A 24,664-nucleotide genomic window follows, 5' to 3' on the forward strand; every position below is an offset into this window, starting at 1 on the left:
CCGAGACTATCGGATTCCGGTTTAACGCACGATGGTTCGGGTGGCGCCGTCGACGCGGCGGGTCCACCCGCGGGCGTCCAGGTGTTCCAGCAGTGGGATGGCCACCCGGCGCGTGGTGTCTAGCGCCTGGCGGGCCGCGCTGGTGGTGAAGGGCTGTTCCAGTCCGGCCAGGGCGCGCATGGCCAGGGCGGGGGCGGTGGGCAGCAGGATCACCTCTCCGGGCAGGCGCAGCACCCGCCCCATGCGTTCGGCGGCGGCCAGTTCTCGGGCGCCCAGGCCCCCGGCGGCCAGATCGTCGGCCTCGGGGGCGGCGAAGGGCTGTTCGCGCAGCCGCGCCTCCAGAGCGGTCAGGCCAGCCTCGGCGTGACCCAGCTGGGGGCGGTGACCGGGCGGGGCCACCAGCCCGTCGGCGGATTCCAACTGTGCTGCCGCCACGACGCGCGGCAGTAGCGAGGCCTCCGGCAGCGGGGGCGAGCACCGGGACAACACCGACGCCGCGGCGCCGGTGGTGAGCCCTGGAGCCAGCGGATCCTGCCGCAGGTGGTCGGTGACGGCACGGTGCAGCGCGGTGGCCCAGCGGTGCAGGGCGTCGGGGTTGATCTGCCAGGGGTCCGGCTGCTGTACCGTGGCCGGGGTGCCCCAGTGTTCGGGCAGCCGCAGCCCGAGATGGTACAGGGCGGAGCGGGTCATCGCACCGCGCCGGCGCACCTCGGCGTCCGGATCGCCGGCAATCGGGCGTCCCTCCAGCTCTCGGGCTCGGCGGGCGCCATCGCCGCGGCGGGCCAGGGCCGGCGGGTTGACGTCGAGCACCAGGGCCCCGGCGAACACGAAGCGGGCGCCAGGGCTGGAGAGCACCAGCCGGTCCCCGTGCTGCAGCGGCAGGGCCCGTTCCAGGGTCAGTCGCGCGTGCCCGTCGCCCAGCGGGCGCACCCGGGCGGACACCACCGCCGTGCCCAGATAGACCATCAGCTCCTGGGGTGCGTCTGAAAAGTCGGAGCCGGTGACGCTGCGGACGTCGACGACGGTGACGGCCGGCCAGGCGTCCGGGGACACCAGGGCGTCACCGCGGTGCACCTGGGCCACGGTGAGTTCGCGCAGATTCACCGCCACCCGAGACGTCGGGGTGATCTCCCTCAGCTGGGCGTTCTGCCGGTGCAGCCCGCGCACCGCGGTGGCTTTCGTCCCGGTGCGCCCCACCAGTTGCAGCCGGTCTCCGACCCGCAGCGTGCCGGCGGTCAGGGTGCCGGTGATCACGGTGCCCGACCCCTTCACGCTGAAGGACCGGTCCACCCACAGCCGCACCCGGTCCGTAGTGTTCGGGACTGGCGCCTGCGCGAGCACCGTGTCCAGGGTGTGCATCAGCTCCTCGAGCCCGGAGCCGGTGCGCGCGGACACGGTCACGACGGGCGCGTCGTGCAAGGCGGAGTCGGTCACTGCGCGCCGGAGCTGGGCCTCGGTGGCGGTCAGCTGTTCGGCCGAGGCCAGGTCGGCACGGGTGAGGACGATGAGGCCGCCGGTGATTCCCAAGGCGGTGATCGCCGCCAGGTGGTCATCCGACTGCTCCTGCCAGCCCTGGTCGGCGGCGACCACCAGGCACACCGCCGGCGCCGGGCCGACCCCGGCCATCATGTTGGACAGGAAACGTTCATGTCCGGGGACGTCGACGAAGGCGACCTCGCGTCCGGAGGGCAGGGCGCGCCAGGCGAAGCCTAGGTCGATGGTGAGACCCCGGCGCTGTTCATCGGCGAGCCGGTCTGGTTCCATCCCGGTCAGGGCGCGAACCAGAGCGGACTTGCCGTGGTCGACGTGGCCGGCGGTGGCGACGACGTCCATATCAGCTCCCGATGGTGGTGACGGTCAACGCCGCCCGGACGGCCGTGGTGAGGGCGGCATCGTCGTGCTCGGGAATGCAGCGCAGATCGATGAGGCATCGGCCGCTGTGTGCCCGGGCCAGGACGGCGGGACTCCCCTGACGCAGGGCAGTGGCCACCGACTCGGGAAGCTCCACCGCCCAGCCGGGCAGCGGGTGGCCTGGAGCCCCGCCTCCGCCGACGCGCCCGTGGTGCTCCACCACGGTGCCGCCCACCGCGTCCGCCAGAGCTGCGGTGCGGGCGTGCAGGTGCTCGGGGTCGGCGTGCAGAAAGGCCGGAACCGGAGCCTCGGGCCCGCGCAGCGTGGCCTCCAGGGCGGCGAGGGCGAGTTTGTCCGCGCGCAGCGCTCGGGCCAGCGGGTGGGTGCGCAGGCGCTGGATGAGCTCGACTCGGCCCAGCAGGATCCCGGCCTGCGGGCCGCCGAGCAGCTTGTCGCCGCTGGCGATCACCACATCCGCGCCGGCGCGCAGGGCGGTGGCGATATCGGGCTCCTGTGGCAGTGACGGGTCGGGGGCCAGTAGCCCGGAACCCAGGTCCACCACCAGTGGTAGCCCGTGGGCATCGGCCAGGGTGCGCAGCGCGGGGATTCCGACATCGGAGGTGAACCCTTCGACCCGGAAGTTGCTGGGGTGAACCTTCACCAGGCACCCGGTGTCGGGGCCGAGGGCGCGGCGGTAATCCTCCAGATGGGTGCGGTTGGTGGTGCCCACCTCGCGCAGCCGGGCCCCGGTGGAGACCATCAGATCGGGCAGCCGGAACCCGGCGCCGATCTCGACCAGCTCGCCGCGGCTGACCACGGCCTCCCTCGAGGATCCGGGCCCGGCGCACAGTGCGGTGATTGCTAGCAGTAGGGCCGCTGCCCCGTTGTTCACCACCAGCGCGTCCTCGGCCTGCGGGCAGGCACGCAGCAGGGCTTCGGCGGTGCCGGTCGCTCGGGAACTGCGCTTGCCGGTGCCCAGATCCATCTCGACGTCGACGTACCCGGCGGCGACCTGCACGGCCTCCCGGGCCGCGGCGGAGAGCGGGGCCCGGCCCAGGTTGGTGTGCACGATCACCCCGGTGGCGTTGAGCACGGGGGCGAGAGAAACCACGGGGTGGGCGAGCAGTTCCTCGGCGACGGCGGCTCGCACCTGCTCGGGGGGCAACTGCCCGGTGCGGGCACGCTCCTGGACAGCGCGCAGCACGGCCCGGATCTCCGTCTCGGCCAGGCGCTGCCGGGCTTGATCTACGACGTCGAGGGCGAGCAAGTCGTCGGTGCGGGGGATCGCGCGCCGGCGGTCGCCGTCGTGGTGCATGGAAGCCTTCCTGAACAGCGGGCTAACGTGTGGCGGAGGCGGACGGGAATCGAACCCGCCAGACCGAGATGCTCGGCCTCACCGGTTTTGAAGACCGGGGGGACCACCAGGAACCCAGACGCCTCCACCTCTGATTCTAGCTGTGAGCCAGGATCAGTGCCGCGAACGTCGTCCGGCACGTTGAGCGAACGAATCGATGGCGGACAGAATCTCGTCACTTCGCCAGACGGGCCCCGGTTCATGGTCATTTTTTGATTGGGCAATACCGTCCTTCACCAGGGAACTCAAAGGCGGGTAGACATTGGGTTGCTGTACATCGAGTTCAGAGGCTGCGAGCTCACTGGTGAGGACTGGTCGACGAGCGAGCGCATCGAGAAGTTTCCGCGCATTGGAGCTTTTCTTGCTGTGAGCCGCTCATCCCATCCGGCGCGTAGCTGTTCGACGTCGTTCGCCAGTGCACGGGCGTTGTGAACGGCGCGGACGGAGGCATCAGCGAAGGCGCGAACAATCGAGTCCACATCACCGGTGCGGTACGCAGTCAGCGCTGAGTGGTAGCCCCCGACGTCCGCCAGTGAAGGGGTGAATCGTTTTGAACTGAGCATGACTTGACTTACTGTTGCCGAGACGAGCGCAGGAATCATGGAGTCATTGATGAAGGCAACCAGATCATGGGTCACATCGGGTACGTGCTCACAGTGGGGCGCAACGAAGGTGGCGTCGATGCGGCTCCATGAGCACGGCATGGAGCCGCAGCATGGCCTCGACGGAGAGATCTTCGGCCAGCTCCAGAGCCACACGCATGGTGCGTGTGTTCGCGGCGATTTCTCCCGCGTTTCGACTTCGTCCTACGCCGAGCTCGGCGTCGAATCGTGTCAGCTCACGCTCGGCCTCCGCGGCGGTAGCACGAACGTGTGGACACCGGTGGCGTCCGACCGGCGATGCATGGCACACCTGCGGAAGCCATAGGAGTCGTCCCGAGAATGATGAGTTCTTCAGCGGAGCTCGGCGCGGGGGCGGACGTGGATGTCGGTGAGCTGGGTGTCGTCGCTGGCGAGGATCGCCCCGACCACCGCGCGGGCGACGGTGGCGGGCTGGATCATCACGGAGCGGTCCTTCGGCTCGGCGAGCATCGGGGTATCCGTGGGTCCCGGGTACACCGAGGTGACGCGGACGCCGTCGTGTTCCACATCAGCGCGCAGCCCGTTGGCGAAACCGCGCAGGGCGTGCTTGGTGGCCCCGTAGACGGTGTTCTTCGGCCGATCGAACACACCGGCCCCGGAGTTCAGAAACACGATGGTGCCCTGGGAACGGCGCAACGCAGGCAGGCCAGCGCGGGCCAAGCGCATGGCCGCGGTAACGTTGACGGCGAAGACCTCATCCCATTCGGCATCGGTGATCTCCTCGATGGAGGCGGTGGGCAGCAGTCCGGCCGCGTGCACCACGGCATCGACGCGCTCGGGCATCACGGTGCTGAGATCATCGGCGGTGAGATCCAGGGCCATGGAGGTGATCTGCGGGTGGGCGGCCAGCTCATCCAGACGCTGGCGGCTGCGTCCCAGGGCAATGACCTGCCAACCGTGCTCGGTGAGCTGGTCAACGACGGCGCGGCCGATGCCGCTGGTGGCTCCGCTGACGACGGCGCATGGCCGGTCGGGAGCAGGGGTGCTGGGGGTGCTGGCTGCGGAGTCGGGGGTGGAATCACTCATGCCCCCGACGATAACGGATCCGGCCGTGCCCCGTCCGGGGTTCGCCGCCCGGGACAATGAATGACGCCGCCGGTTACCGCGGAGCGGTGCTGCTTAGCTGAGCCTCCCCACCGAGCACCTCGTCCCGGCTGCGCTCGGTGGCCGCTGCCGAGTACTCGGCGAACGCGCCCCGATACCGGGCGGCTGGGTGCGAATCCGGCAGTCGATCCTGGCCGGTCACTGCACCGCGCAACGTGGCACCGGATTCGCCCAGCTGCTGGATCTCCTCGAGGCTGCGGGCCAGTCCACGCTCACGCAGCACCGGCAGAACCTGTGCGATGAACTCGTGGTACGACCCCGGGATGGACGAGTTGATCAGATTCACCCCGTCGATGCCGGCGTCCTGCCAGGCGGCCAGTTCGTCGGCGATCTGCTCCGGGGTGCCCACCACGCGGGTGGATTGGGCCCGGAAATGCGCCAGATCTCGCAGCGTCATCGTGCCGTCTTTGGTCATCTTCCGGATCTCGGACAGATGCCCCTGCGCGCCCTCGGTCTCGATGTCGTTGATGGGGGTGTCCAGTGGCAGGTAGCCCAGGTCGAGGCCCAGGGAGCCACCGGTGTGGGCGATCAGCGCCTCGACGTCGATAGCGTCATCGAGCTCGCGCGCCTTCTGTTGTGCCTCCGCTTCCGTGGAGCCGACCACGAAGGAGAGCCCCTGGATGAACTTCACGTCCTGGGGATCGCGTCCGAATTCCACGGCACGACGGCGCACCTCGGCCGCGTGGGCGGCGGCGATGTCGCGGCGCGGGGCCATCGAGAAGGTGGCCTCGGCGTGTCGGGCGGCCACTTCCTGACCGCGGGGCGAGGAGCCGGCCTGGAACAGGAACGGGGTGCGCTGCGGCGAGGGAGCCGAGAGGTGGGGCCCTTCGATCCGGTAGTTCTCGGAGGCGTGATGGATTTTCGCCACCTTGGCCGGATCGGCGTGCAGCCCACGCCCGCGGGAATGCTCCACGGTCTTGTCCTGCAGCAGCGCGCCGTCGTCCCAGGAGCCTTCCCACAGCTTATAGGCGACGTCGAGGTACTCTTCGGCCAGGTTGTAGCGGTCACCGTGGCTGGTCAGCTCGGCGCCGCCGAAATTGCGGTGCGAGTTCTCCAGAGCGGAGGTCACCACATTCCAGCCCACGCGTCCGCCGGAGAGGTGATCCAGGGTGGAGAGCTGCCGGGCGAAGGTAAAGGGGTGGGCCTGGATGACCGAGGAGGTCATGGCCAGGCCGATGCGCCGGGTGGTCGCCGCCAACGCGGAAATCAACACCAGCGGGTCATTCGAGGGAATCTGCAGGCCCTTGCGCAGGTGCGAGGCCCAGCCGCCCTCGTAGTCGCCGTAGAGGCCCACCACATCGGCGAAGAACGCGATGTCGAAACCGGCGTCCTCCAGATCGCGCACCAGATCCACCCACAGGCCAAGCTCATTGAACCGGTGCTGCTGGGATTCCTCCCGACGCCACGCGCCGCCGATGATGTGGCTGGTGGTGTTCATCAGGAAGGCGGACAGGATGAGTGGACGGCGCTGTGCGGCCATGGAGACTCCTCAATTCCATCGGTTCTGGCGGTAGCACCGTGTCCAGACCGCGGGGGAAACCCGGGATGGGACGGTTGCTGCGACGTCAACGAGCCAGATCTCTCGGTCGCTCTGGATGGTTTCTGCTTTCACCGTACGCCGGGGACGCATTCTGGGACAAACGACGACGAGCAATCCGAGTCACGTTCTGTCACGCACACCGCGCCCATCACACAGCACAGCCCGCCGACCCTGGCGGATCGGCGGGCTGTCTGGTGTAGCTGTGGTGATCAGCTGGCGGGCTTCGGTGCCGGTGCGTCGACCTGCTCCTCAGCGCCACCCTCGGTGTCGTCGGTAATGATCGCCTCGGTCGTCGCCGCTGGCTGGGAAGCCTGCGGGGTGGCAGGGGTGTTGGTCTTCAGCGGCTGCGGGGTGGGGTTCTTCCACGGATCCTCCACCGGCTTGGTCAGCTGGTAGACGGCGTAGGCGGCACCACCTGCAGCCACGACGACGCCGACCACGAGCCACTTCTTGCCGCCGCCGGACTGAGCCTGCTTCTTCAGCGACTTCTCGGCCGACTTGGCGTACTTCTCGGCAGCCTTCTGTAGCTTCTTGGCGGCCTTCTTGTCGCCGGTGACCTTGGTCAGCAGCTCGGAGACCGGCTTCGGGACGTCGGCGTCGTGCAGCGCCTTCGACGTCTTCGAGGCGGCACCGGCGAGCTGGCCGGCTGCGGTGGGGACGTACTCGTCCTGCACCTTGTGGCGTGCTGAGTCCAGGGCGTCGGTGAGGTTCGCCAGGGCGCTCTTGGCCTTCGGTCCGGCCTTGTCCACCGCGGAGTAAGCGACCTTCTCGGCGCGGTCGAGGCTATCGCCCAGGTGCTCTTCGGTCCACGCCAGCGCGGACTCCACCTTGGGGGCAGCCCATGACTTGGCCTGCTCCACAGACGCGTTCAGCTTCTTTTCTGCAGCCTTGGCCTGCTTCTTGGCGATTTTCTCAGCCTTGCGCTTTCCCATCTGATTACCTCCGGGGATCGACGTGCGTTTCTCCCACAGTACGCCAGAGTCACGTGGCGATTCCACGGCTGAGCGCCAGTGTGGGGTATCAAGATTCGGCTCAGCGCGAATTGTCCACGCCCCGCCGATCGACGGAAGCGAGGATTGCGGCTCTAATGCGAGAATACGTCTATGACTATCGCAACGCATCAGGCAACCGTCCATACCAACCAGGGCGACATCGTCGTGGACCTGTTCGGCAACCACGCGCCGAAGACCGTCCAGAACTTCATCGGCCTGGCCACGGGTGAGCAGGCCTGGGTCGACCCGGAGACCGGCGAAGAGCGCACCGGCACCCCGCTGTACAACGGCACCATCTTCCACCGGATCATCCGCGACTTCATGATCCAGGGCGGCGACCCGCTGGGCCAGGGCTTCGGAGGACCGGGCTACCAGTTCGACGACGAGATCCACCCGGACCTCAACTTCAACGAGCCCTACAAGCTGGCCATGGCCAACGCTGGCATCCGCAACGGCCGCGGCACCAACGGGTCGCAGTTCTTCATCACCTCCGTGCCCACCACGTGGCTGCAGGGCAAGCACACCATCTTCGGTGAGGTGAACGACGAGGCTTCGCAGCAGATCGTGGATGCCCTCAACGGCGTGGCCACCGGCGCTAACGACAAGCCGGTCGAGGACGTCGTCATCGAGTCCATCGAGATCACCGAGCTCGCCGGCTGATCCACGGTGATTCACCTGAGGCGGGCCCTCGCGCCCGAGAGCGCGCAGGCACGTCGATGACACCCGGTCAGGATTTCGGAGCGACTCATCCACAGGACCCGCACGGCGGGAATGGTGAGTCCGGGCAGCATCCTGTCTGCCCCCGACACCCTGACCGGGTGTCCTATGTCCGTTGTCAGCGCTGCGACCGGCCCGCCTGCCCGCAGTGCCAGCGTTCGGCCGAGGTCGGCGTCCAGTGTGTGGACTGCGTGGCCTCGGCGCAGCGCAACCTCCCCGCCGAGCATCGTCCACCGCGTTTCGCAGACAAGCACGGCCAGCCGATTCCTGTGGTCACCTATGTTTTGATTGCCCTGTGCGGGCTGGCCTATGTAGCGCAGTGGGCCACCAATGGTCTGTCCACCGGAGTGACCGAGTCCCTCTGGTACGCCGGTTTCTATACCTCCGCCGCCAGCCTCGACTCCCAGTTCGCCGCCCTTAGCGGCATCGGATTCGAACCCTGGCGCATGCTCACCTCGGCCTTCCTGCATTCCATGTCCTCTCCCATGCATCTGCTGCTGAACATGGTCGTGCTGTGGATGATGGGCCGCACCCTGGAGCCAGCCCTGGGTTGGGCGCGCTTTCTCGCGATCTATCTCATCAGCGCCTTCGGCGGTTCGGTAGCTGTGCTGCTGCTGGCCAACCCGTTGGCACCCGTGGTGGGAGCCTCCGGTGCCGTCTATGGTCTCTTTGCCGCCCTGTTCCTGATGATCCGACGCATCGGCGGCTCGGTGGTGTCGATCGGTGCGCTGATCGCCGTGAACCTGGTGATTTCCGTGGTCTGGTCCGGGATCTCTTGGCAGGCTCACGTGGGCGGATTGGTGGTCGGCGCGGCCTGCGCGGCCGTGCTGTTGTTCCAGCCGAAGAGCGATCAGACGCTCGTCGGTGCCGAAGAAGCAGCGCAGCGACGGCGGCGGATACGCCGCCGCCAATGGTGGGGACTGGCCGGAGTTGTCGTGATCCTGATGGTGATCACCGCGATCGGCGCCATGCAGATCACCCCCGAGTCACTACTGGCTGCTCGCGGCTGATTCGGCGCCAGGTGGCCGACAAAATCTCGTCGTCCACGCCCTGTCCCCAGGTTTCCCCCACGTTATCCACATGTGTGTCTACAGATGTGGAATGAATGCCACGCGTGTAATTCCACAGGTGTTATCCACAGGAATTATCCACATTGTGGAGGAATTACACCCTTGTAGTTCCCTGCGTCAGCGCCGGCACGGAAGGCTTGTGGATGGTGGGTCGGCACGATCATCTAGGGATTCCCGGCGCTGGGCGCGCTCATGTCCCTGCCGATCAGGAGAAGGCGGTCTTTTTCTTAGCGCCAGCGAGTGGTCATCAGGAAGCCGATGATGGCGATGCCGAAGCCGACCACGATGTTCCAACCACCCAGAGGCTGCACCGGTAGCGCACCCTGGCTGATGTAGTACAGGCAGATCCACAGCAGACCGACGATCATCAGCCCGAACATGATGGCTTTGTACCAGGTGGGTAGCGGCTCGGCTTCCGCTTCGGCATCGTAGCCGAGCTGGGCGCTACGCTCGCCGCGGGCGGCGTCGGAGCGATTCTTGGCGGATTTCCGGGATCTCGACTCTGGCACGGTGTTCCTGTTCGACGGGGACTGCAAGGGACAAGTAGGACGAGTCACGGCGCCGGTGGCACCGCGGTGTTATCCTGCCAAGGCAGGGCTTGTCGCCCAGTCTACTGGAGCCTCTGGGAGAGAAGATGTCAAAACGGCCCACCGTGGTGAGTGTGCTCGGCGAGCTGCTGATCACCGTCGGCGTGTTTTTGCTGCTGTTCGTGGCCTGGGAGCTGTGGTGGACGGATATTGCCGCCGGACGTGAGCAGGAATCGGTGCGCAACGAGGTGGTCCAGCAATGGGAGCCCGATACCGACTACGAGGGTGAGGGTGCGGACCCCGCCGTCGTGAATGGATCCGGCGCCTGGGGTTTCCTCTACGTGCCGCGACTGGGTGCGGAGTGGTCGGTGCCGGTGGCCGACGGCGTGGGATCTGACGTCATCGACCGGGGCTTGATGGGCCGATACGACGTGGCGTCGCTACCCGGCGAGGAGGGCAACCTCTCGCTGGCCGGGCACCGACAGACCCACGGTTCGATTCTGTGGGACCTGGACCAGGTGGTCGAGGGTGATGTGATGTACGTGCAGACCGCGAACGGCTGGTGGGTGTACCGCACGGTGCAGAACCATATTGTGGCCCCGACCCAGACCGAGGTGTTGGACCCGAACCCACTGGACCCGGGTGGTCCGGCTTCGGGGCGCTGGCTGACCCTGACCACATGCCACCCGTTGTTCAGCACGCGGGAGCGGATGGTGACGCACGCCGAGTACGTCTCGTTCATTCCGACGTCGCAGGGGCCCCCGGAAGCGATCGCCGATGCCGTGGCGAAAAACGGCACCCCTGAATTGGAACCGCAAGCCGCGGGGAGGACATGAGAATGTACGCCTACCTGTTTTCCCTGTTGCCTGGGCCGACCTGGGTGAAATGGATTTTCACCCTGGTGATTCTGGCCCTGGTGGTGCTGCTGTTGATGGAGGTCGTGTTCCCGGCGCTGGCACCGTATAGCCCGTTCTCGGATTCGACCATCGACGAGTGACGCCCGAAAACTGAGACAACCGACTGAGACAACTCTGACGAGCGATGATGAGTGAGGACCCCCGCATGACCACCCCAGGACAGCTACTGCCGACCACCCTGAGCGCGGACGAGCGGACCGGGGAGCCGGTGCGGATTCTCGTGGTGGATAACTACGACAGCTTCGTGTTCACCCTGGTGGGCTACCTGCGCGAACTGGGCGCGGATACCGTGGTGGTGCGCAATGACGAGGTGACCCCGGATCAGGTGCGTGAACTGGCTGCGGAGTCGGCCGGGGTGCTGCTGTCTCCCGGGCCCGGAGCGCCGGCAGAGGCCGGGGTGAGCATGGGTCTGGTGGATTGGGCGATCGAGGCGGACAAGCCGCTGTACGGGGTGTGCCTGGGACATCAGGCGATCGCGGAGGCGCAGGGTTCGGTGGTGACCCATGCCGAGGAGCTGATGCACGGCAAGACGTCGCAGCTGCTGCACACCGGTCACCCGATGTTTGATGGGGTGCCTGCCGAGTTCACGGCGACCCGCTACCACTCGCTTGCCGTGGTGCGCGACACTCTGGATGAGTCGGTGCTGGAGATTACCGCGGAGACCCCGGGGGGTGTGGTGATGGCGGTGGCGCATCGCAGCGCTCCGGTGTGGGGCGTGCAGTTCCACCCCGAGTCGGTGCTGACCCAAGGTGGCTACCAGATGCTAGGCAACTGGCTAGAGACCGTGGGTGTGACCGGTGCGAGTGCCCGCGCCGCGGAGAAAACCCCGCTGCTGGACCGCTCCGGGGCGTGAAACCGGGGCGGTCCGAGCTGCGGTTAGTTGTCCTCGGACTCGTCCGGGCTCGGTGATTCCTCGTCGTCCTCGGATGCGCTGGGACTGGGCGAGCCGGAGGACTCGGTGGGGCTTGGTTCCTCGGTGGGGGTTGGTTCCTCGGTGGGATCCGGTTCGGGCGCCTCGGTGGTGATGGTCACCCCGATGGTGGTGCCCTGATCGACGGGTGCGCCGGCGTCGGGTGACTGGTGGGTGACGGTGTCGAACCCGGAGCTGGGCGCGGATTCTGCCTCGGTTACGGTGATATCGATGCTTAGGCCTACTTCGTTGAGCGCGGCTTCGGCCTCGGAGGCGGTCATGCCCATCAGCGAGGGCACTTCGATCTGACCGGAGGACATCTGCAGTGACACCGATGATCCGTAGGCCACGGTGGAACCCAGGGCCGGGTTGGTGCTGACGAGACGATCGCGCTCGATGGAGGCGGAGCTGACGTAGTCCACGGAGGAGATGCTGACGCCGAGCTCTTCCAGAGTGTCGCGCACGGTGGCTTCCGAAGCACCCTGCAGGTCTTCGGGCAGAACCACCTGGTCGGGGCCGAGCGAGATGTTCAGGGTGATCTCTTCGTCGCGCTGCATGATCTCGCCGGCCTCGGGGTCGGTGCCGACGGCGTTGCCGCGCGCGATCTCGTCGTCGTGTACTTCTGCCACGATGGGGCGCAGCCCGGCCCGTGTGATCTCGTTCTGGGCGTCGTTCTGGGACAGGTCGGCGACGTCCGGAACGGTGACCTGGTTGGCCTCGATGTTGCGCTGGTTGATCTCGTTCATCACCCACCAGCCGCCGGCGACGGCGCCCAGGGCGAGCAGGATCATCACGATGGCGATGATGATGCGCTTGTTGGACTTGCGTTCGCGCTGATCAATATCGCGGGCGTTCTGCGAGGTCATCACGGAGGAAACGGCGTCGTCGTGATCGTCGTGGTGGTCTGGGTCGGCGCCGGGCTCACGGTGGGCGGCCAGCTGGTGGCCGTGTAGGGTGTCGTCGCGGCCAGCGCGCGGGGAGCCCGAGGAGCTGTGGACCGCGGTGAGCGCCTGGGTGCGGGTGGCGTCGGAGTCTCCGGACTCGACCGCACCGGCAGCGAGCACGGTGGTGGCGGCCTCGCCGGAGTGGTCTTCGTTCTCCGAAGTGTTCCCTGCGCCCGCTGCGGCCACCGTGGTGCCGTGCTGGTGAGCGGCGGCCAGGGCGGTACGGAATTCTTCACCGGACTGGAATCGGGCGTCGACGTCCTTCGCGAGGGCCTTGGCGAGCACCGAATCGAGGGCAGGGGTGATCTCGGGGTTGATGGCGGAGGCCACGGGCGGATCTTCACGTACGTGCTGGTAGGCCACCGAGACGGGGGAGTCTCCGACGAAGGGCGGGCGGCCGGTGAGGAGCTCGAAGAGCAGGCAGCCCACCGAGTAGAGGTCGGAGCGGGAGTCGACTTGTTCGCCGCGGGCCTGCTCCGGGGAGAGGTACTGGGCGGTGCCGACCACGGCCTGGGTTTGGGTCATGGTGGCCGAGGAGTCGGAGAGGGCGCGGGCGATGCCGAAGTCCATCACCTTGACCTGGCCGGCGTCGGTGACCATCACGTTAGCGGGCTTGATGTCGCGGTGCACAATGCCGTGATCGTGCGAATAGGCGACGGCGGAGAGTACCCCGGAGGTCCAGGTGACGGATTGGTCGATGCTGACGTCGCCGGCACGCAGCAGGGCACGCAGGGTGGAACCGGAGACGTACTCCATCACCAGGAACGGGCAGGCCACCTCGTGCTGGTGCTGGTCGGTCAGCTCCTCCTCGCCGGTGTCGAAAACGGCGACGATGTTGGGGTGGTTGAGCGAGGCGGAGGACTGGGCCTCCCGGCGGAACCGGGACTGGAACTGCGGGTCGCGCGCCAGGTCAGGTCGCATCATCTTCACGGCCACGCGGCGGCCGAGGCGCTGATCGCGCCCCTGGTAGACGTCGGCCATGCCGCCGCGTCCGATCAGCTCGCCGAGTTCGTATCGGCCGTTGAGAATCCGTTGGTCAGCCACGGAAGGTCCTTATTCCTCGTTCGTTCCGACGTCGGTCGGGGTCGGCTCCAGGGTGGGAGTCGGGGTGGGTTCCTGGATCGACGACTGGGTGGGAGTCTGGGTAGTCGTCGGCGTCGGCGTGGGAGTTGGGGTGGGAGTCGGGCTCGGAGTCGGCTCCTGGGTGGGTTCCGCGGTGGGAGTCGGCGTGGGTGTGGGCGTGGGTGTGGGCGTGGGTGTGGGCGTCGGCGTCGGGGTCTCCTCTTCCACCAGGGCGGCGTTGGAGTAGATGACCTCGATGGCGGAGCCTTCGTCGAGCTGACCGGTGGGGTTGAGTGAGAGCACGGTGCCGGCCACGGCCTCGTCGTCGCGCTCGGTGGCGGTGACCTGGAAGCCCAGTTCCTCGAGTTCTGCTCGGACTTCCTCGACGTCGCGGCCCACGTAGTCGTTGGCGTTGACGGTGACGACGGCGGTGGTCTCGGACACGGTGGGGCTCGGCGTGGTTTCCGGCTCCGGCTCAGAATTGCGGTTGCTCAGCCACATGCCGAACACGGTGAACAGCACCAGAATCAGCAGGCCGACCAGCGGCCAGGTCCAGGGGCTGCGCTTCTTGGTGCTGCGCTCATCGTCGGGGTCCACCCGGAACGGGTCATCGTCCTCGGCGGCTGCGGCGGCGGTGTCGCCCTGATGTAGGGGAGCCGCGCCGGCCACGCGAGTGCGCTCGGCTGCTGTCTCATCGGCTCCGCCAGCGCCCGGCAGCGGGGCCACGGGCATGGCGGCGGTGCCGGAAGCGGTGCCTGAGGCGCCGTCGTTGATGACCTGGGTGGCGTGGGTGTCGGTCATCCCGGAGTAGTCGTTGGCCTGCGTGGCGATCGCCTGAGTGGCGTCGTCGTCTGGGGCATCTCCAGACGGCGCGACGGCGAGGAACGCGGCCATCCCGGGCACTGCCTTGACCGCGGCGGCCGTGTCCTGACGACGCAACGATTCCGCGGCGGTGGCGAGCTGGTTGGCGTCGGCGGGCCGGTCAGCGGGGTCCTTGGCCAGCATGGACATGATCAGCGCGCGCACCGGCTCAGGGATGGAGTCCGGCAGTGGTGGCGGGGTGTCGTTGACCTGAGCCAGGGCGATGGCGATCTGGGATTCCCCGGTGAACGGACGGCGGCCGACGAGGCACTCGTAGCCGATGACACCGAGCGAGTAGATGTCGGAGGAACCCGTAGCCTGCTGGCCTGTGGCCTGTTCGGGGGCGAGGTACTGGGCGGTGCCCATGACCTGACCGGTGGCGGTGAGCGGCACCTGGTCGGCAAGACGGGCGATGCCGAAGTCGGTGACCTTGACCCGGGTGGACTGATCGAGGATCAGGTTGCCGGGCTTGATGTCGCGGTGCACGAGTCCCTGGGCGTGGGCAGCCGAAAGCGCGCGAGCAGTCTGGGCGATGATGTTCAGCGTGCGGTCGGGGGAGAGCACCTTGTCGCGCTCGAGAATCGCGGAGAGCGGCTGTCCGGGGACCAGCTCCATGACCAGGTAGCCGGAGCCCTCTTCCTCGCCGTAGTCGAACACGTTGGCCACGCCCGGGTGATTGAGCAGGGCGGTATGTTGTGCTTCCGCGCGGAAACGGCGCAGGAAGTTGGGGTCGCCGGTGTACTCCTCTTTGAGGATTTTCACGGCGGTGATACGCCCCAGGACCTTGTCGCGGGCTTTCCAGACCTCGCCCATGCCACCAATGGCAATGCGATCGGTCAGCTGGTATCGCCCACCCAGCGTGATTCCCGATGTCGGCCTCACTGTGTCACCACCGTTTCCATGATGTCTTTCATATTGCTCACCGTCAGACTGCTGCCCGTGCTGTACGGAACGTTTTCATATACCAGTGTTACCGCGATCTGTGGGTCATCCGCGGGGGCAAACGCGGTGATCCAGGAATTGACCAGCTCTTCGCCAGCGTCATTCTCGACGCCGCGCTGAGCCGTACCGGTTTTGGCCGCCCAGTCCACCGAGGAGGATCCTGCTGTCGACGCCGTGCCCTCTTGGACCACGCGGCGCATCATCTGCGTCATGTCGTCGGCCACATCCTCGCTGGTGGCTTCGCTGAAGACCTCGGGCTCGAACTCCTCGAGCAGGCTCAGGTCCGGACCGCGCACCGACTCGACCAGCTGAGGTTTCATCACCGTGCCACCGTTGGCGATTCCGGCTGCGACCATGTTCATCTGCAGAGCGCTGGCACGCACATCGACTTGGCCGAGTGACGACTGCGCGAGCGTGGCGTCGGCGATGTCCTCCGTGGGGAATGAAGATCCCTGGACGGGAAGGGGCATCTCGAAGCTCTGGTTGAATCCGAAGCGCTCGGCAACGTCGCGGATCGCGTCCTGTCCCAGATCCATCGCCGCGGTGGCGAAGGGAGTGTTGCAGGACTGGGCGAAAATCCAGCCCAGGTCTGCGCTGTTCCGGTTGGCGCAAATGCCGCCGCCAAAGTTGCTGATCGTGTTCTGTGTTTGCGGCAGGTCGATCGAGTTGGGCAGATCGAGGGTGCCGTCCGGGGTGTAGTCGCCGGATTCCAGCATGGCGATGGTGTCGATCAGTTTGAAGGTCGACCCAGGTGCAACGGCGTCTTGAGTTGCACTGTTCCGATACGGGCTGGCACCGCTGGCCAGGATCTGATCCATATTGGCTTTCGCCTGGGTTCCGGAATGCACCGCCAGCTTGTTGGTGTCGTAACTCGGGCGTGAGACCATGCCGAGAATGCGGCCGGTGGAGGGATCGGTGGCGACCGCCGAGGCCTTGATGCCCTCGGGTAGCTTCGAGTACAGCAGCTCTTGGATGTCCTGGTCGATGGTCAGCTCGACCTGGGCGCCTTCGACCTGCTCACCGGTGAACAGTGCGCGGGCACGATCGACGAACTGGTTGTCGGAGGTGCCGGAGAGCACATCGTTAAGCTTGGACTCCAACCCCGTGGCACCGTAGGTCAGCGAATAGAAGCCGGTGATGCCCGAGTAGAGCTCGGGGTTGTTGTACTGACGCTGGTACTCGAAGTTCTCGGAGTTGGTCTGGACCGATTCGGCGATGGGGGTGCCATTCACCAGGATCGGGCCGCGATGGGAGCCGAACTGCTGGTAGATCTGGCGCGAATTGTGCTCGTTTTCGTTGAGGTCCTTGGCACCAATGACCTGAATGTACGAGGCCGCTCCGAGGAGGACGAGGAACAGCACGATGGTGACGGTCCAGGCGTTGCGAATGGCCTGATTCACTGGTTCTCACCTCCACGAGCGGATGTGGCGACGGCGCGATCGGCGGTGCCGGCACCATCGCCGGAGGCGTTGACCATGGGGCCGACGACGACGGGACGGCGGGCGGCGTGGGAGACCACGAGCACCAGGGTGACGATTAGCCAGTTAGCCAGCAGCGAGGTACCACCGGCTGCCATGAACGGGGTGGTCAGGCCGGTCAGCGGGATCACCCGCATCACTCCGCCCATCACCACGAAGCACTGGATGGCCAGGGTGAAGGCCAGCCCGGAGGCCAGCAGCTTCCCGAAGGAGTCGCGGGCGCCCAGGGCGGCGCGCATCATGCGGGTCACCAGCAGCACGAACAGCACAATAATGGCAGCCAGGCCGATGAAGCCCAGTTCCTCGCCCAACGAGGCGACGATCATGTCGGAGTTCGAGTACAGAATGAGATCGGGACGGCCGCCGCCGAGTCCGGTGCCCACCAGCCCGCCGGAGGCCATGCCAAACAGCCCCTGGACGATCTGGAACGACGTCGACTGCACATTCTCGGGGGCGAAGGCGTTGAGCCAGGCGTCGAAACGTCCGGAAACGTGCGGGAAGATCTGTACGGCCGCCACCGCGCCAGCCAGGGCCAGCGCCCCGCCGAGCACAATCCACGACACCCGTGAGGTGGCCAGGTAAATCATCGCCATGAACAGCGAGAAGTAGAGGATGGCGGATCCCAGGTCGCGCTGGAACACGAGCACGCCCATGGACACCGCCCAGGCGATCACCAGTGGTGCCATATCGCGGAACCGCGGGAAGGTCATCGGGCCGATCTTCTGACCCGCCAGCAGGATCAGGTCGCGGTTGGCGGAGAGGTATCCGGCGAAGAAGATGGCCAGGGTGATCTTGGCGATTTCCCCGGGCTGGAAGGAGCCGATGCCGACGTTGATCCAGATCCGGGCGCCGTTGATCTCCATGCCGAGACCGGGAATGAGCGGCAGCAGAAGCAACAGGGCTGAGGCGGCGAGGAACAGGTAAGTCCACTTGCGCAGGATCCGGTGATCGCGCAGGAACCAGAGCAGGGCGATGGCCATGATCATGGCCAGGGCGGTCCACAGCAGCTGTGACGACGCTGCATCGGTGCCATTGGCGACGTCGAGACGGTGGATCATCGCGATGCCGATGCCGTTGAGTGTGACGACGATCGGCAGGATGTAGGGGTCGGCGTACTTGGCGCGGACCCGCAGGAAAATGTGGAAGGTGAACGCGAGGATGGCCAGGGCGCTGGACTGGATCCAGAAGGCGGCGTCGGCGGGCAGGTCCATGCCGACCAGGGCCAGGTAGTTGGCGCCCGTGGAGATGCCCAGCGCGATGATGAGCAGCATCAGCTCGGTGGTGCGGCGCGGACGGGACGGTGAGATCACATCGGTCATCAGCGGTTACCTCCCATCGCTCCGGCGGCGGCGCCACCGATGGATACTTGGGCCGAGGACCCGGGCACCGAGGGGATCGGTGAGGGCAGATCGGTCTCGCTGGGTGAGGGGCTCGCCTCGGATTCCGTGGGTGAGGCGGAGGGGCTGGATTCCGAAGGATCGGCGCTGGCGGAACCGGATTCGCTGGGCTCTGGGGTGGCGACCGGCGGGGCCTCCGGGGTCAGATTGTCGCGCAGATCGGCCACAATATCGCGGGCGTGCTGCTCGTCCTGGGCGGGTAGCCCGGATTCGACGCGCTGCCGGGAGTAGGCGGGGAGCCGATCCAGGGCGATGTCGGTGGATTCTTCGACGCCGGAGAGCCGGATGGGTCCGAGATCCTGGGAGACGCCGCGGTAGATGGCCACGTTGTCACCTTCGGCTCCGACGTAGAACTGGGACTGGGTCCACACGTAGGAGGCGACGACGGCGCCGGCGAAGAACAGGGCGAGCACGGCGGCCAGCGTGATCAGTGGCCAGGAGCGCCAGGGTTTGGGGCGCGGATCGTGGTCGGCTTGGCGCACGTCGGTGCCCGGCTGGGTGGCGCCCGGGCTGGAAGCAGGGGATGGACTTCCCCATGTCGTGGAGGAAGCCGCGGCGGAGGCGGTGAGCGCACCCTCGTTCAGTTCGTCGTCGTTGCCGTGGAGCAAGGTGGCGGCCCGCTTCTGGGTGGAGGCGCGGGTGACAATCGGGATTTGGTCGGTGTTGGTGGCCAGTCGGGCCGCACCCACCAGTTCGTGGGGCCGGGATTCCAGGTCTTCGCGCAGCAGGGCGGCGGAGACGGTTTCTTCGCCGGTGCCGGTGGTGCTCGCGCTGGCGGCGGCGCGGGCATTCTCGGAGATCTGGCCGGCGTCGCCGGAGGCGTCGTCGTCGGCTGATTCGGCGACCTCAAACACCACAATGGTGACGTTGTCGGGGGCGCCCCCGGCCAGGGTGAGGTCCACGAGTTCGTGCACGATCGCGTTCAGATCGGTGCCATGGCGCAGTTTCTGTTCAATCACCTGATCGGGAACCACGGCGTTGAGACCGTCTGAGCACAGCAGCCAGCGTTCACCGACGGCGGCGTCATAAACAGCCAGGTCGAGTTCGGGGGAAGCGTCGACGTCGCCGAGCACCCGCATCAGCACGTTCTTGTGCGGGTGGGTTTCGGCCTCGGAGGGGTCGAGCCGGCCTTCGTCGATGAGGCGCTGTACGAAGGTGTGGTCGCGCGAGATCTGGGAGAATTCGCCGTCCTTGAGCCGGTAGGCGCGGGAATCGCCGATGTGGGCCAGGTGCAGGGTGGAGCCCTCGAGCAACAGCGCGGTGCAGGTGGTGCCCATGCCAGCCAGCTTGGGGTTGGTGTTGACCAGGTCGTTGAGAATCAGGTTCGCGTTCTGAATCTCATCGGCCAACACGGTGGACGGGTCCGCGTGATGGGTGTGGTCCAAGGGTGCCAGGTCGAGCACGGTGGAGGCCGAGGCGACGTCGCCACCTACGTGTCCGCCCATCCCGTCGGCGACCACAGCAAGGTGGCGCCCCACATAGGCCGAGTCGTCGTTCTTCGAGCGGACTCGGCCCACATCGGAGCGGGCGGCGTAGTGGAGGACCAGGGGCATCGGGTCAGGCTCTCAGTTGCAGCACAGTTTTGCCGATGCGGATGGGGGTGCCGGGTTCGACGGCGACGGTGCGGGCGAGCTGGGCGCCGTTGACGTAGGTTCCGTTGGTGGATCCGAGGTCCTCGAGGAACCAGCGGGACCCCTGCGGGAACAGACGGGCGTGGCGGCCGGACACGTAGTCGTCGTCGAGAATCAGGTCGGCCTCCGCGGCGCGGCCCAGCATGAGCGGGGCGCCGTGCAGGTCGATGACGGTGCCCTGGAGCGGACCCTCGGTGACGACGAGTTGGGAGGCCAGCGTGCGCTGCTGGGTCTGGCCGGTGTTCGGTGCGCTCTCGGTAGCGGTCGGGACGGGTGCTGCCTCGGCTTCTTCCGCGCGGGCGGCGGCGCGCTGAGCTTTCTTGGAGCCGCCGAGCTTATTGCGGCGGCCCACCATCAGGTCGCGGCCCTGGGAGGCGACGACGGCGATGATGAGAACCCAGATGACGGCCAGCAGGCCGATGCGAAGTGCGGCAACGGCGAGCTCGCTCAACGGTCACCTCCGGTGCGATCAGGAAGCATACGGAAGATAATGCGCTGTCGGCCGACCGTGATCAAATCGCCGTGGCGCAACGTTGCTGAGCCCTGGACCTTGCGGCCATTGACGAAGAACCCGTTGGTGGAGCCCAAATCCACGGCAGTGATGGTGCTTCCACGGGTGGTGACCTCCAGGTGGCGGCGGGAAACGCCGGGGTCATTCAGAGTGATGTCGGCGTCCGTTGCGCGGCCGAGCACCACGGAGTCTGCGTTCAACGCGTACTTGGTGCCGGCGACGTCGAGCACGGGCTTCAGCCGGGTGGCCGGCTGGCTGGGTGCGGGAGCCGGGGCGGGCGCGGGCTGAGCCGGGGCAGCGGGAGCCGGTGCTGAGGAGGGGACGGGCGCCTCATCGCGCTCCGTCGTCGTCTCGACCTTGATTTTGCCCGAGCGCACGGATTCGTCTTCGATGAAGGTGACGCGCACCCCACCGGAGAGGGTGTAGCCCTGCTCGTTGGCGTGGCGGATCGCGTCGTCGCAGAGCTCTTCGGCCAGGGCGGTGCCCCAGTGCCGGATCTGCTCGAAGTTGTCTGTGCTGAACGAGATCGTGAAGACGTTGGGCGCGAGCGTGCGGCCCTCGGAGACGACGATCGAGTCGTTGTCCATCGCCAGGCGCAACGCATTGGCGATCTCCACCGGCTTGACTGATCGCGAGCCACCGGCGGAGAACGCTGATCGCACAGCCCGCTCGAGGCCGCGTTCCAGGTTATCCAGAAGTCCCACCGGGGCACTCCTTTCCGCAGTTTCTTTCACGATACTAGTGTGCAAGGTGTGATTCCCGCAGGTTGGGGGAGCCTGGGCAAGCGTACTAGACGCGGATGACAAGACTCTGAGACGGCACAGAAGGCGGGTTTCTGCCCATTTTGCCGGTTTCGCGCAGCGGGGAGCCCCAGGTGCAACGTCGATTAGACGAATCAGGCTTCCTCTGGTTAGGATAGATCTCGCTGTTCAGCACGATCCGCATGTCTGCATCACGGATCGAACCTGTGTGAACGGACCGCGCGCGAGTGGCGGAATTGGCAGACGCGCTGGCTTCAGGTGCCAGTGTCCTTACGGACGTGGGGGTTCAAGTCCCCCCTCGCGCACCATCTGAAATGGCCTCCGACCTGGATCTTTGATCCTCAGGTCGGGGGCCATTCGTCTCTCGCGGCACAGCGGCGAACCCGACGTTGTCGGTTGCATATGACAGGCTATGTTCGGCCGCGCATCGCATCGCCCACGTTCTATGACGTCGCGAGGGTAGTGGTCAAGTGCGACAAGCGCTGACAGTGCGTTGCGTTGTGGAACTGTGCCTGGTGGCGGCTTCGTGCGTCGAGCCTGATGCAGATTCGACGCAGGCGATCGGCTCTGAAGGCATGCGAGCTCACCTTGCGCGGTTGCGGCGCTGAGACCAGAGCAGCACCGGGATGAGCAGCAGGGCGAGTGCGCCGCCGCCGAGGGAGAGCAACTGGAAGCTGGTCGCGGACATGACCATCCCCGACATCATTCCGCCTCCTGCGCCGGCTAAGGCGACCAGCACGTCGATGGAGCCCTGGGTGCGCGGGCGGTTTTCCGGCACGGTGGCGTCCACGACGAGCGCGGTGCCCGAGACGAGGCCGAGGTTCCAGCCGAGCCCCAGCAGCACCAGGGCCAGGATGAGCAGGCCGAGCGAGTCACCGGGAGCGGTGGCGGCCACGATGCCGGACAGCAGCAGGGTGACCCCGGCGGCGACGGCCATGGGGGCGCGGCCGAGCTGGTCGACCAGGATCCCGGTGACCAGCGAGGGCAGCCACATGGCCCCGATGTGCAGTCCGATCACCAGCCCGACGGCGGCGAGTTCGTGGTGGTGGGCCCGCATGTGGATCGGCGTCATCGTCATGATCGCGACCATCACCAGCTGGCACAGCACCATCACGGTGGCGCCCGCGTACGCTCCGATCCCGACGGCGGGGGCCGGGGCATCAGGATCCGGGGCGGGGGATTGCGCTGCTTCCTCGTCGGCCAGGCGCCGGCCCAGCAGGTACGGGTCTGGACGCAGCAGCACCAGCAGCACCACACCGGCCGCACCGTAGGCCGCGGCCGCGAGCAGGAAGGGCCCGGCCAGGGCGGGCACGCCGAGCGCGTGGGCGAGGTGGCCGAGCGGATCGATGAGATTCGGCCCGACCACCGCGCCCAGGGTAGTGGCCACCATGGCCATGGAGGTGCCGAATCCGCGCCGGTGCGCCGGAGCCAGATCGGCCCCGGCGTACCGGGCTTGCAGGTTGGTGGCGGTGCCGGCTCCGTACACGAACAGGGAGACGAACAGTAACGGGAGGCTGTCGAGGGCGGCGGCCAGCACGACGCCGAGGCCTCCGGTCCCGCCGGCCAGGAACCCGAACCCCAGGCCCAGGCGCCGTCCGACCCGCTGGGTGGAGCGTCCCACCAGAAAGGCAGCCAGGGCGGAGCCGAGGGTGAACAGCCCGGTGGGGAGCCCGGAGAGGGCGTCGGAGCCGAGCATCTCCGCGGCCAACAGCGCGCCCACGGAGATGCCCGCCGCCAGCCCGGCGCCACCGAGCACCTGGCTGAGGATGACGACAGCCAGGGTGTGTCGGTGGACGCGGGCGACGTCGTGTGTGGAAAGCCGAACCTGGGGCTCAGACTCCGGCACGCTCGGGCGCCGTTTCGTCACGCACCAGCGCCACTGCGGCGTCGAATTCCGCCTCGATGTCCTCATTACGGGTGTAGGTGATGAGGGAGACGACGACGGCGGTGATCACCGCGAAGAGGAAGCCGGGCAGCAACTCGTAGAGATCGAAGATTCCGCCCTCGGCCTCGCTCCAGGTGAACACGGTGACCGTGCCCACCACCATGGCGGCCAGCGCGCCCCAGTGGGTGAGCTTGCGCCAGAACAGGCTCAGCAACACCACGGGGCCGAAGGCGGCACCGAAGCCGGCCCAAGCGAAGCTGACCAGTCCGAGGATCGAGTCCTGTGGGTTCAGGGCGAGCACGGCGGCGATCAGCGCCACCACCAGCACGCACACCCGGCCCAGGGTGACCAGGGTCCGCTCGGCCGGCGGGTTCTTCCGCACCACCTTGAGGACATCCTCCACCAGGGCCGAGGAGCAGACGATCAGCTGCGAAGAGAAGGTACTCATGACGGCGGCCAGCACGGCAGCGAGCACGAACCCGGCGACCAGCGGGTGCAGCAGCGCCTGCGACATCAGCAGCACCACGGTTTCCGGGTCGCCCAGATCGATGTTGTTCTGCGCCACGTAGGCCACACCCACCAGGCCGGCGATGACGGCCCCGGAGAGCGAGACGATCTGCCAGGTGATGCCGATGCGGCGGGCGGACTTGGCCTCGCGGGGGTGACGCAGCGCCATGAAGCGGACGATCACGTGCGGCTGCCCGAGGTAGCCCAGGCCCCAGGCGAGTCCGGAGAGCACGCCGATGAGGGTGACCGAGGTGAGCCCGGTGCCGCCGAAGAAGTCGAAGTGGGCCGGTTCCAGGCTGGAGATCAGGGTGTAGGCCTCGCCGGGGCCGCCCACCGCGATGACCGCGGCCACGGGGACGACGATCAGGGCGACGACCATCATCAGTCCCTGCACGACGTCGGTGAGCGAGGCGCCGAGGAACCCACCGAACAGGGTGTAGGCCAGGGTCACCGCCGTCACCAGGAGCATGCCCCACACGTAGTCCCCACCGAATGCGGATTCAAAGAACACGCCGCCGGCGACCATGCCGGAGGACACGTAGAGGGTGAAGAACACCAGGATGATGATGCTGGAGACGATGCGCAACGACCGGGAACGGTCGCGCAGCCGGTTCTCGAAGAAGCTCGGAATGGTGATCGAGTTCCGGGAGACCTCGGTGTAGGCGCGCAGACGCGGTGCGACGACGAGCCAGTTGATGTAGGCACCCAGGGTCAGGCCGATGGCGATCCAGGCCTCGATGAGACCGGCAAGGTAGATGGCGCCGGGCAGGCCCATGATGAGCCATCCGGACATGTCGGAGGCGCCGGCGCTGAGTGCGGCGACCGCCGGGGGCAGGCCGCGGTTGCCGAGCATGTAGCCCTCGTGGCCGGTGGTGCGGCGGTAGGCGAGGTAGCCGAGGAGGATCATGGCGGCGAAATACGCGCCGAGCGCGATGTAGAGCCAGAGTTGGTCGGACATGGTGGTTCTCTCTTCAGTAGTTCCGCGTCACCGGTGGGTGCGCAGATGGATGGTGAGTGGTGATGAGATCCAGTACGAATAGGGTAGCGACTTGCGACGGCGCA

Annotated in this window: 21 protein-coding genes, 2 tRNA genes and 1 riboswitch; of the genes, 6 read left to right on the top strand and 17 right to left on the bottom strand. The window is 67.1% G+C overall.

Annotated elements, in window-relative coordinates:
* Nucleotides 1–21 precede the first annotated feature (21 nt).
* From selB to P8192_RS00505, 7 genes are all read right to left on the bottom strand, one after another.
* On the bottom strand, nt 22–1,833 hold the full coding sequence (selB, locus tag P8192_RS00475; RefSeq protein WP_278157738.1) for a selenocysteine-specific translation elongation factor: 1,812 nt from the start codon (nt 1,831–1,833) through the stop codon (nt 22–24).
* Nucleotide 1,834: 1 nt separating this feature from the next.
* A complete protein-coding gene (gene selA, locus P8192_RS00480) occupies nt 1,835–3,166 on the bottom strand; it encodes an L-seryl-tRNA(Sec) selenium transferase (protein WP_278157739.1) in 1,332 nt (443 codons plus the stop codon).
* Nucleotides 3,167–3,196: 30 nt separating this feature from the next.
* A tRNA-Sec gene (locus tag P8192_RS00485) sits at nt 3,197–3,292 on the bottom strand.
* A gap of 158 nt (nt 3,293–3,450) precedes the next feature.
* The gene (locus tag P8192_RS00490) at nt 3,451–3,768 is read right to left on the bottom strand and encodes a hypothetical protein (protein WP_278157740.1); all 318 of its coding nucleotides are present in this window, start codon (nt 3,766–3,768) and stop codon (nt 3,451–3,453) included.
* A gap of 390 nt (nt 3,769–4,158) precedes the next feature.
* A complete protein-coding gene (locus tag P8192_RS00495) occupies nt 4,159–4,872 on the bottom strand; it encodes an SDR family NAD(P)-dependent oxidoreductase (protein ID WP_278157741.1) in 714 nt (237 codons plus the stop codon).
* 73 nt (nt 4,873–4,945) lie between these two features.
* Nucleotides 4,946–6,430 carry an NtaA/DmoA family FMN-dependent monooxygenase gene (locus P8192_RS00500; protein WP_278157742.1) on the bottom strand — a complete coding sequence of 495 codons (1,485 nt, stop codon included), beginning with the start codon at nt 6,428–6,430 and terminating at the stop codon, nt 4,946–4,948.
* Between the two features lie 12 nt (nt 6,431–6,442).
* Nucleotides 6,443–6,552: riboswitch (SAM riboswitch) on the bottom strand.
* A 147-nt stretch (nt 6,553–6,699) separates the two neighbouring features.
* Nucleotides 6,700–7,422: a hypothetical protein gene (locus tag P8192_RS00505; RefSeq protein ID WP_270106790.1), complete on the bottom strand. Its 723-nt coding sequence runs from the start codon at nt 7,420–7,422 to the stop codon at nt 6,700–6,702.
* A gap of 171 nt (nt 7,423–7,593) precedes the next feature.
* Here P8192_RS00505 and P8192_RS00510 point away from each other — a divergent pair, with 171 nt between their 5' ends.
* Both P8192_RS00510 and P8192_RS00515 read left to right on the top strand, forming a co-directional pair.
* A complete protein-coding gene (locus tag P8192_RS00510; protein WP_270106789.1) occupies nt 7,594–8,142 on the top strand; it encodes a peptidylprolyl isomerase in 549 nt (182 codons plus the stop codon).
* Between the two features lie 158 nt (nt 8,143–8,300).
* On the top strand, nt 8,301–9,209 hold the full coding sequence (locus tag P8192_RS00515) for a rhomboid family intramembrane serine protease (protein WP_278157743.1): 909 nt from the start codon (nt 8,301–8,303) through the stop codon (nt 9,207–9,209).
* Nucleotides 9,210–9,496: 287 nt separating this feature from the next.
* On the opposite strand, the gene P8192_RS00520 is transcribed toward P8192_RS00515, so the two are convergent.
* Nucleotides 9,497–9,778 carry a cell division protein CrgA gene (locus tag P8192_RS00520; RefSeq protein WP_270106787.1) on the bottom strand — a complete coding sequence of 94 codons (282 nt, stop codon included), beginning with the start codon at nt 9,776–9,778 and terminating at the stop codon, nt 9,497–9,499.
* A 125-nt stretch (nt 9,779–9,903) separates the two neighbouring features.
* Between P8192_RS00520 and P8192_RS00525 the strand changes: the two genes are divergently transcribed.
* The 3 genes from P8192_RS00525 to P8192_RS00535 all read left to right on the top strand — a co-directional run bounded on the left by P8192_RS00525 (nt 9,904) and on the right by P8192_RS00535 (nt 11,566).
* Nucleotides 9,904–10,632 carry a class E sortase gene (locus P8192_RS00525; RefSeq protein WP_278157744.1) on the top strand — a complete coding sequence of 243 codons (729 nt, stop codon included), beginning with the start codon at nt 9,904–9,906 and terminating at the stop codon, nt 10,630–10,632.
* Complete coding sequence (locus P8192_RS00530; protein ID WP_278159857.1) at nt 10,629–10,793, top strand: hypothetical protein; 165 nt, start codon at nt 10,629–10,631, stop codon at nt 10,791–10,793. Before P8192_RS00525 ends, P8192_RS00530 begins: the two co-directional genes overlap by 4 nt.
* A 65-nt stretch (nt 10,794–10,858) precedes the next feature.
* Nucleotides 10,859–11,566: an anthranilate synthase component II gene (locus P8192_RS00535; protein WP_278157745.1), complete on the top strand. Its 708-nt coding sequence runs from the start codon at nt 10,859–10,861 to the stop codon at nt 11,564–11,566.
* 23 nt (nt 11,567–11,589) lie between these two features.
* Here the strand turns inward: P8192_RS00535 and pknB are convergent, their stop codons facing one another.
* Genes pknB through P8192_RS00570 form a run of 7 tightly spaced genes read right to left on the bottom strand, consistent with a single transcriptional unit; the run spans nt 11,590 to nt 21,153 of the window.
* The gene (pknB, locus tag P8192_RS00540) at nt 11,590–13,611 is read right to left on the bottom strand and encodes a Stk1 family PASTA domain-containing Ser/Thr kinase (protein ID WP_278157746.1); all 2,022 of its coding nucleotides are present in this window, start codon (nt 13,609–13,611) and stop codon (nt 11,590–11,592) included.
* Between the two features lie 9 nt (nt 13,612–13,620).
* Nucleotides 13,621–15,372, bottom strand: a complete 1,752-nt coding sequence (locus P8192_RS00545) for a protein kinase domain-containing protein (RefSeq protein WP_278157747.1) — start codon at nt 15,370–15,372, stop codon at nt 13,621–13,623.
* Nucleotides 15,369–16,832 carry a penicillin-binding transpeptidase domain-containing protein gene (locus P8192_RS00550; RefSeq protein ID WP_278157748.1) on the bottom strand — a complete coding sequence of 488 codons (1,464 nt, stop codon included), beginning with the start codon at nt 16,830–16,832 and terminating at the stop codon, nt 15,369–15,371. Before P8192_RS00550 ends, P8192_RS00545 begins: the two co-directional genes overlap by 4 nt.
* On the bottom strand, nt 16,829–18,229 hold the full coding sequence (locus P8192_RS00555) for an FtsW/RodA/SpoVE family cell cycle protein (RefSeq protein ID WP_278157749.1): 1,401 nt from the start codon (nt 18,227–18,229) through the stop codon (nt 16,829–16,831). The genes P8192_RS00550 and P8192_RS00555 overlap by 4 nt, the downstream gene beginning before the upstream one ends.
* Complete coding sequence (locus P8192_RS00560) at nt 18,229–19,860, bottom strand: PP2C family protein-serine/threonine phosphatase (protein WP_278157750.1); 1,632 nt, start codon at nt 19,858–19,860, stop codon at nt 18,229–18,231. The genes P8192_RS00555 and P8192_RS00560 overlap by 1 nt, the downstream gene beginning before the upstream one ends.
* 4 nt (nt 19,861–19,864) lie before the next feature.
* Complete coding sequence (locus P8192_RS00565; protein ID WP_278157751.1) at nt 19,865–20,389, bottom strand: FHA domain-containing protein FhaB/FipA; 525 nt, start codon at nt 20,387–20,389, stop codon at nt 19,865–19,867.
* Entirely contained in the window at nt 20,386–21,153 is a 768-nt protein-coding gene (locus P8192_RS00570) for an FhaA domain-containing protein (RefSeq protein ID WP_278157752.1), read from the bottom strand. The genes P8192_RS00565 and P8192_RS00570 overlap by 4 nt, the downstream gene beginning before the upstream one ends.
* A 278-nt stretch (nt 21,154–21,431) precedes the next feature.
* Here P8192_RS00570 and P8192_RS00575 point away from each other — a divergent pair.
* A tRNA-Leu gene (locus tag P8192_RS00575) sits at nt 21,432–21,518 on the top strand.
* Nucleotides 21,519–21,793: 275 nt separating this feature from the next.
* Here the strand turns inward: P8192_RS00575 and P8192_RS00580 are convergent.
* Together P8192_RS00580 and putP are read right to left on the bottom strand one after the other, a co-directional pair.
* Complete coding sequence (locus P8192_RS00580) at nt 21,794–23,077, bottom strand: MFS transporter (protein ID WP_278157753.1); 1,284 nt, start codon at nt 23,075–23,077, stop codon at nt 21,794–21,796.
* Nucleotides 23,043–24,560: a sodium/proline symporter PutP gene (gene putP / locus P8192_RS00585; RefSeq protein ID WP_278157754.1), complete on the bottom strand. Its 1,518-nt coding sequence runs from the start codon at nt 24,558–24,560 to the stop codon at nt 23,043–23,045. Before putP ends, P8192_RS00580 begins: the two co-directional genes overlap by 35 nt.
* Nucleotides 24,561–24,664 lie beyond the last annotated feature (104 nt).

Source organism: Citricoccus muralis, from assembly GCF_029637705.1.
Taxonomy (GTDB): domain Bacteria; phylum Actinomycetota; class Actinomycetes; order Actinomycetales; family Micrococcaceae; genus CmP2.

Excerpts from the sequence above, each read along its gene's own strand:
- selB (WP_278157738.1), bottom strand. The coding sequence starts at position 1,833 with ATGGACGTCGTCGCCACCGCCGGCCACGTCGACCACGGCAAGTCCGCT.
- selA (WP_278157739.1), bottom strand. The coding sequence starts at position 3,166 with ATGCACCACGACGGCGACCGCCGGCGCGCGATCCCCCGCACCGACGAC.
- P8192_RS00490 (WP_278157740.1), bottom strand. The coding sequence starts at position 3,768 with ATGCTCAGTTCAAAACGATTCACCCCTTCACTGGCGGACGTCGGGGGC.
- P8192_RS00495 (WP_278157741.1), bottom strand. The coding sequence starts at position 4,872 with ATGAGTGATTCCACCCCCGACTCCGCAGCCAGCACCCCCAGCACCCCT.
- P8192_RS00500 (WP_278157742.1), bottom strand. The coding sequence starts at position 6,430 with ATGGCCGCACAGCGCCGTCCACTCATCCTGTCCGCCTTCCTGATGAAC.
- P8192_RS00505 (WP_270106790.1), bottom strand. The coding sequence starts at position 7,422 with ATGGGAAAGCGCAAGGCTGAGAAAATCGCCAAGAAGCAGGCCAAGGCT.
- P8192_RS00510 (WP_270106789.1), top strand. The coding sequence starts at position 7,594 with ATGACTATCGCAACGCATCAGGCAACCGTCCATACCAACCAGGGCGAC.
- P8192_RS00525 (WP_278157744.1), top strand. The coding sequence starts at position 9,904 with ATGTCAAAACGGCCCACCGTGGTGAGTGTGCTCGGCGAGCTGCTGATC.
- P8192_RS00530 (WP_278159857.1), top strand. The coding sequence starts at position 10,629 with ATGAGAATGTACGCCTACCTGTTTTCCCTGTTGCCTGGGCCGACCTGG.
- P8192_RS00535 (WP_278157745.1), top strand. The coding sequence starts at position 10,859 with ATGACCACCCCAGGACAGCTACTGCCGACCACCCTGAGCGCGGACGAG.
- P8192_RS00555 (WP_278157749.1), bottom strand. The coding sequence starts at position 18,229 with ATGACCGATGTGATCTCACCGTCCCGTCCGCGCCGCACCACCGAGCTG.
- P8192_RS00560 (WP_278157750.1), bottom strand. The coding sequence starts at position 19,860 with ATGCCCCTGGTCCTCCACTACGCCGCCCGCTCCGATGTGGGCCGAGTC.
- putP (WP_278157754.1), bottom strand. The coding sequence starts at position 24,560 with ATGTCCGACCAACTCTGGCTCTACATCGCGCTCGGCGCGTATTTCGCC.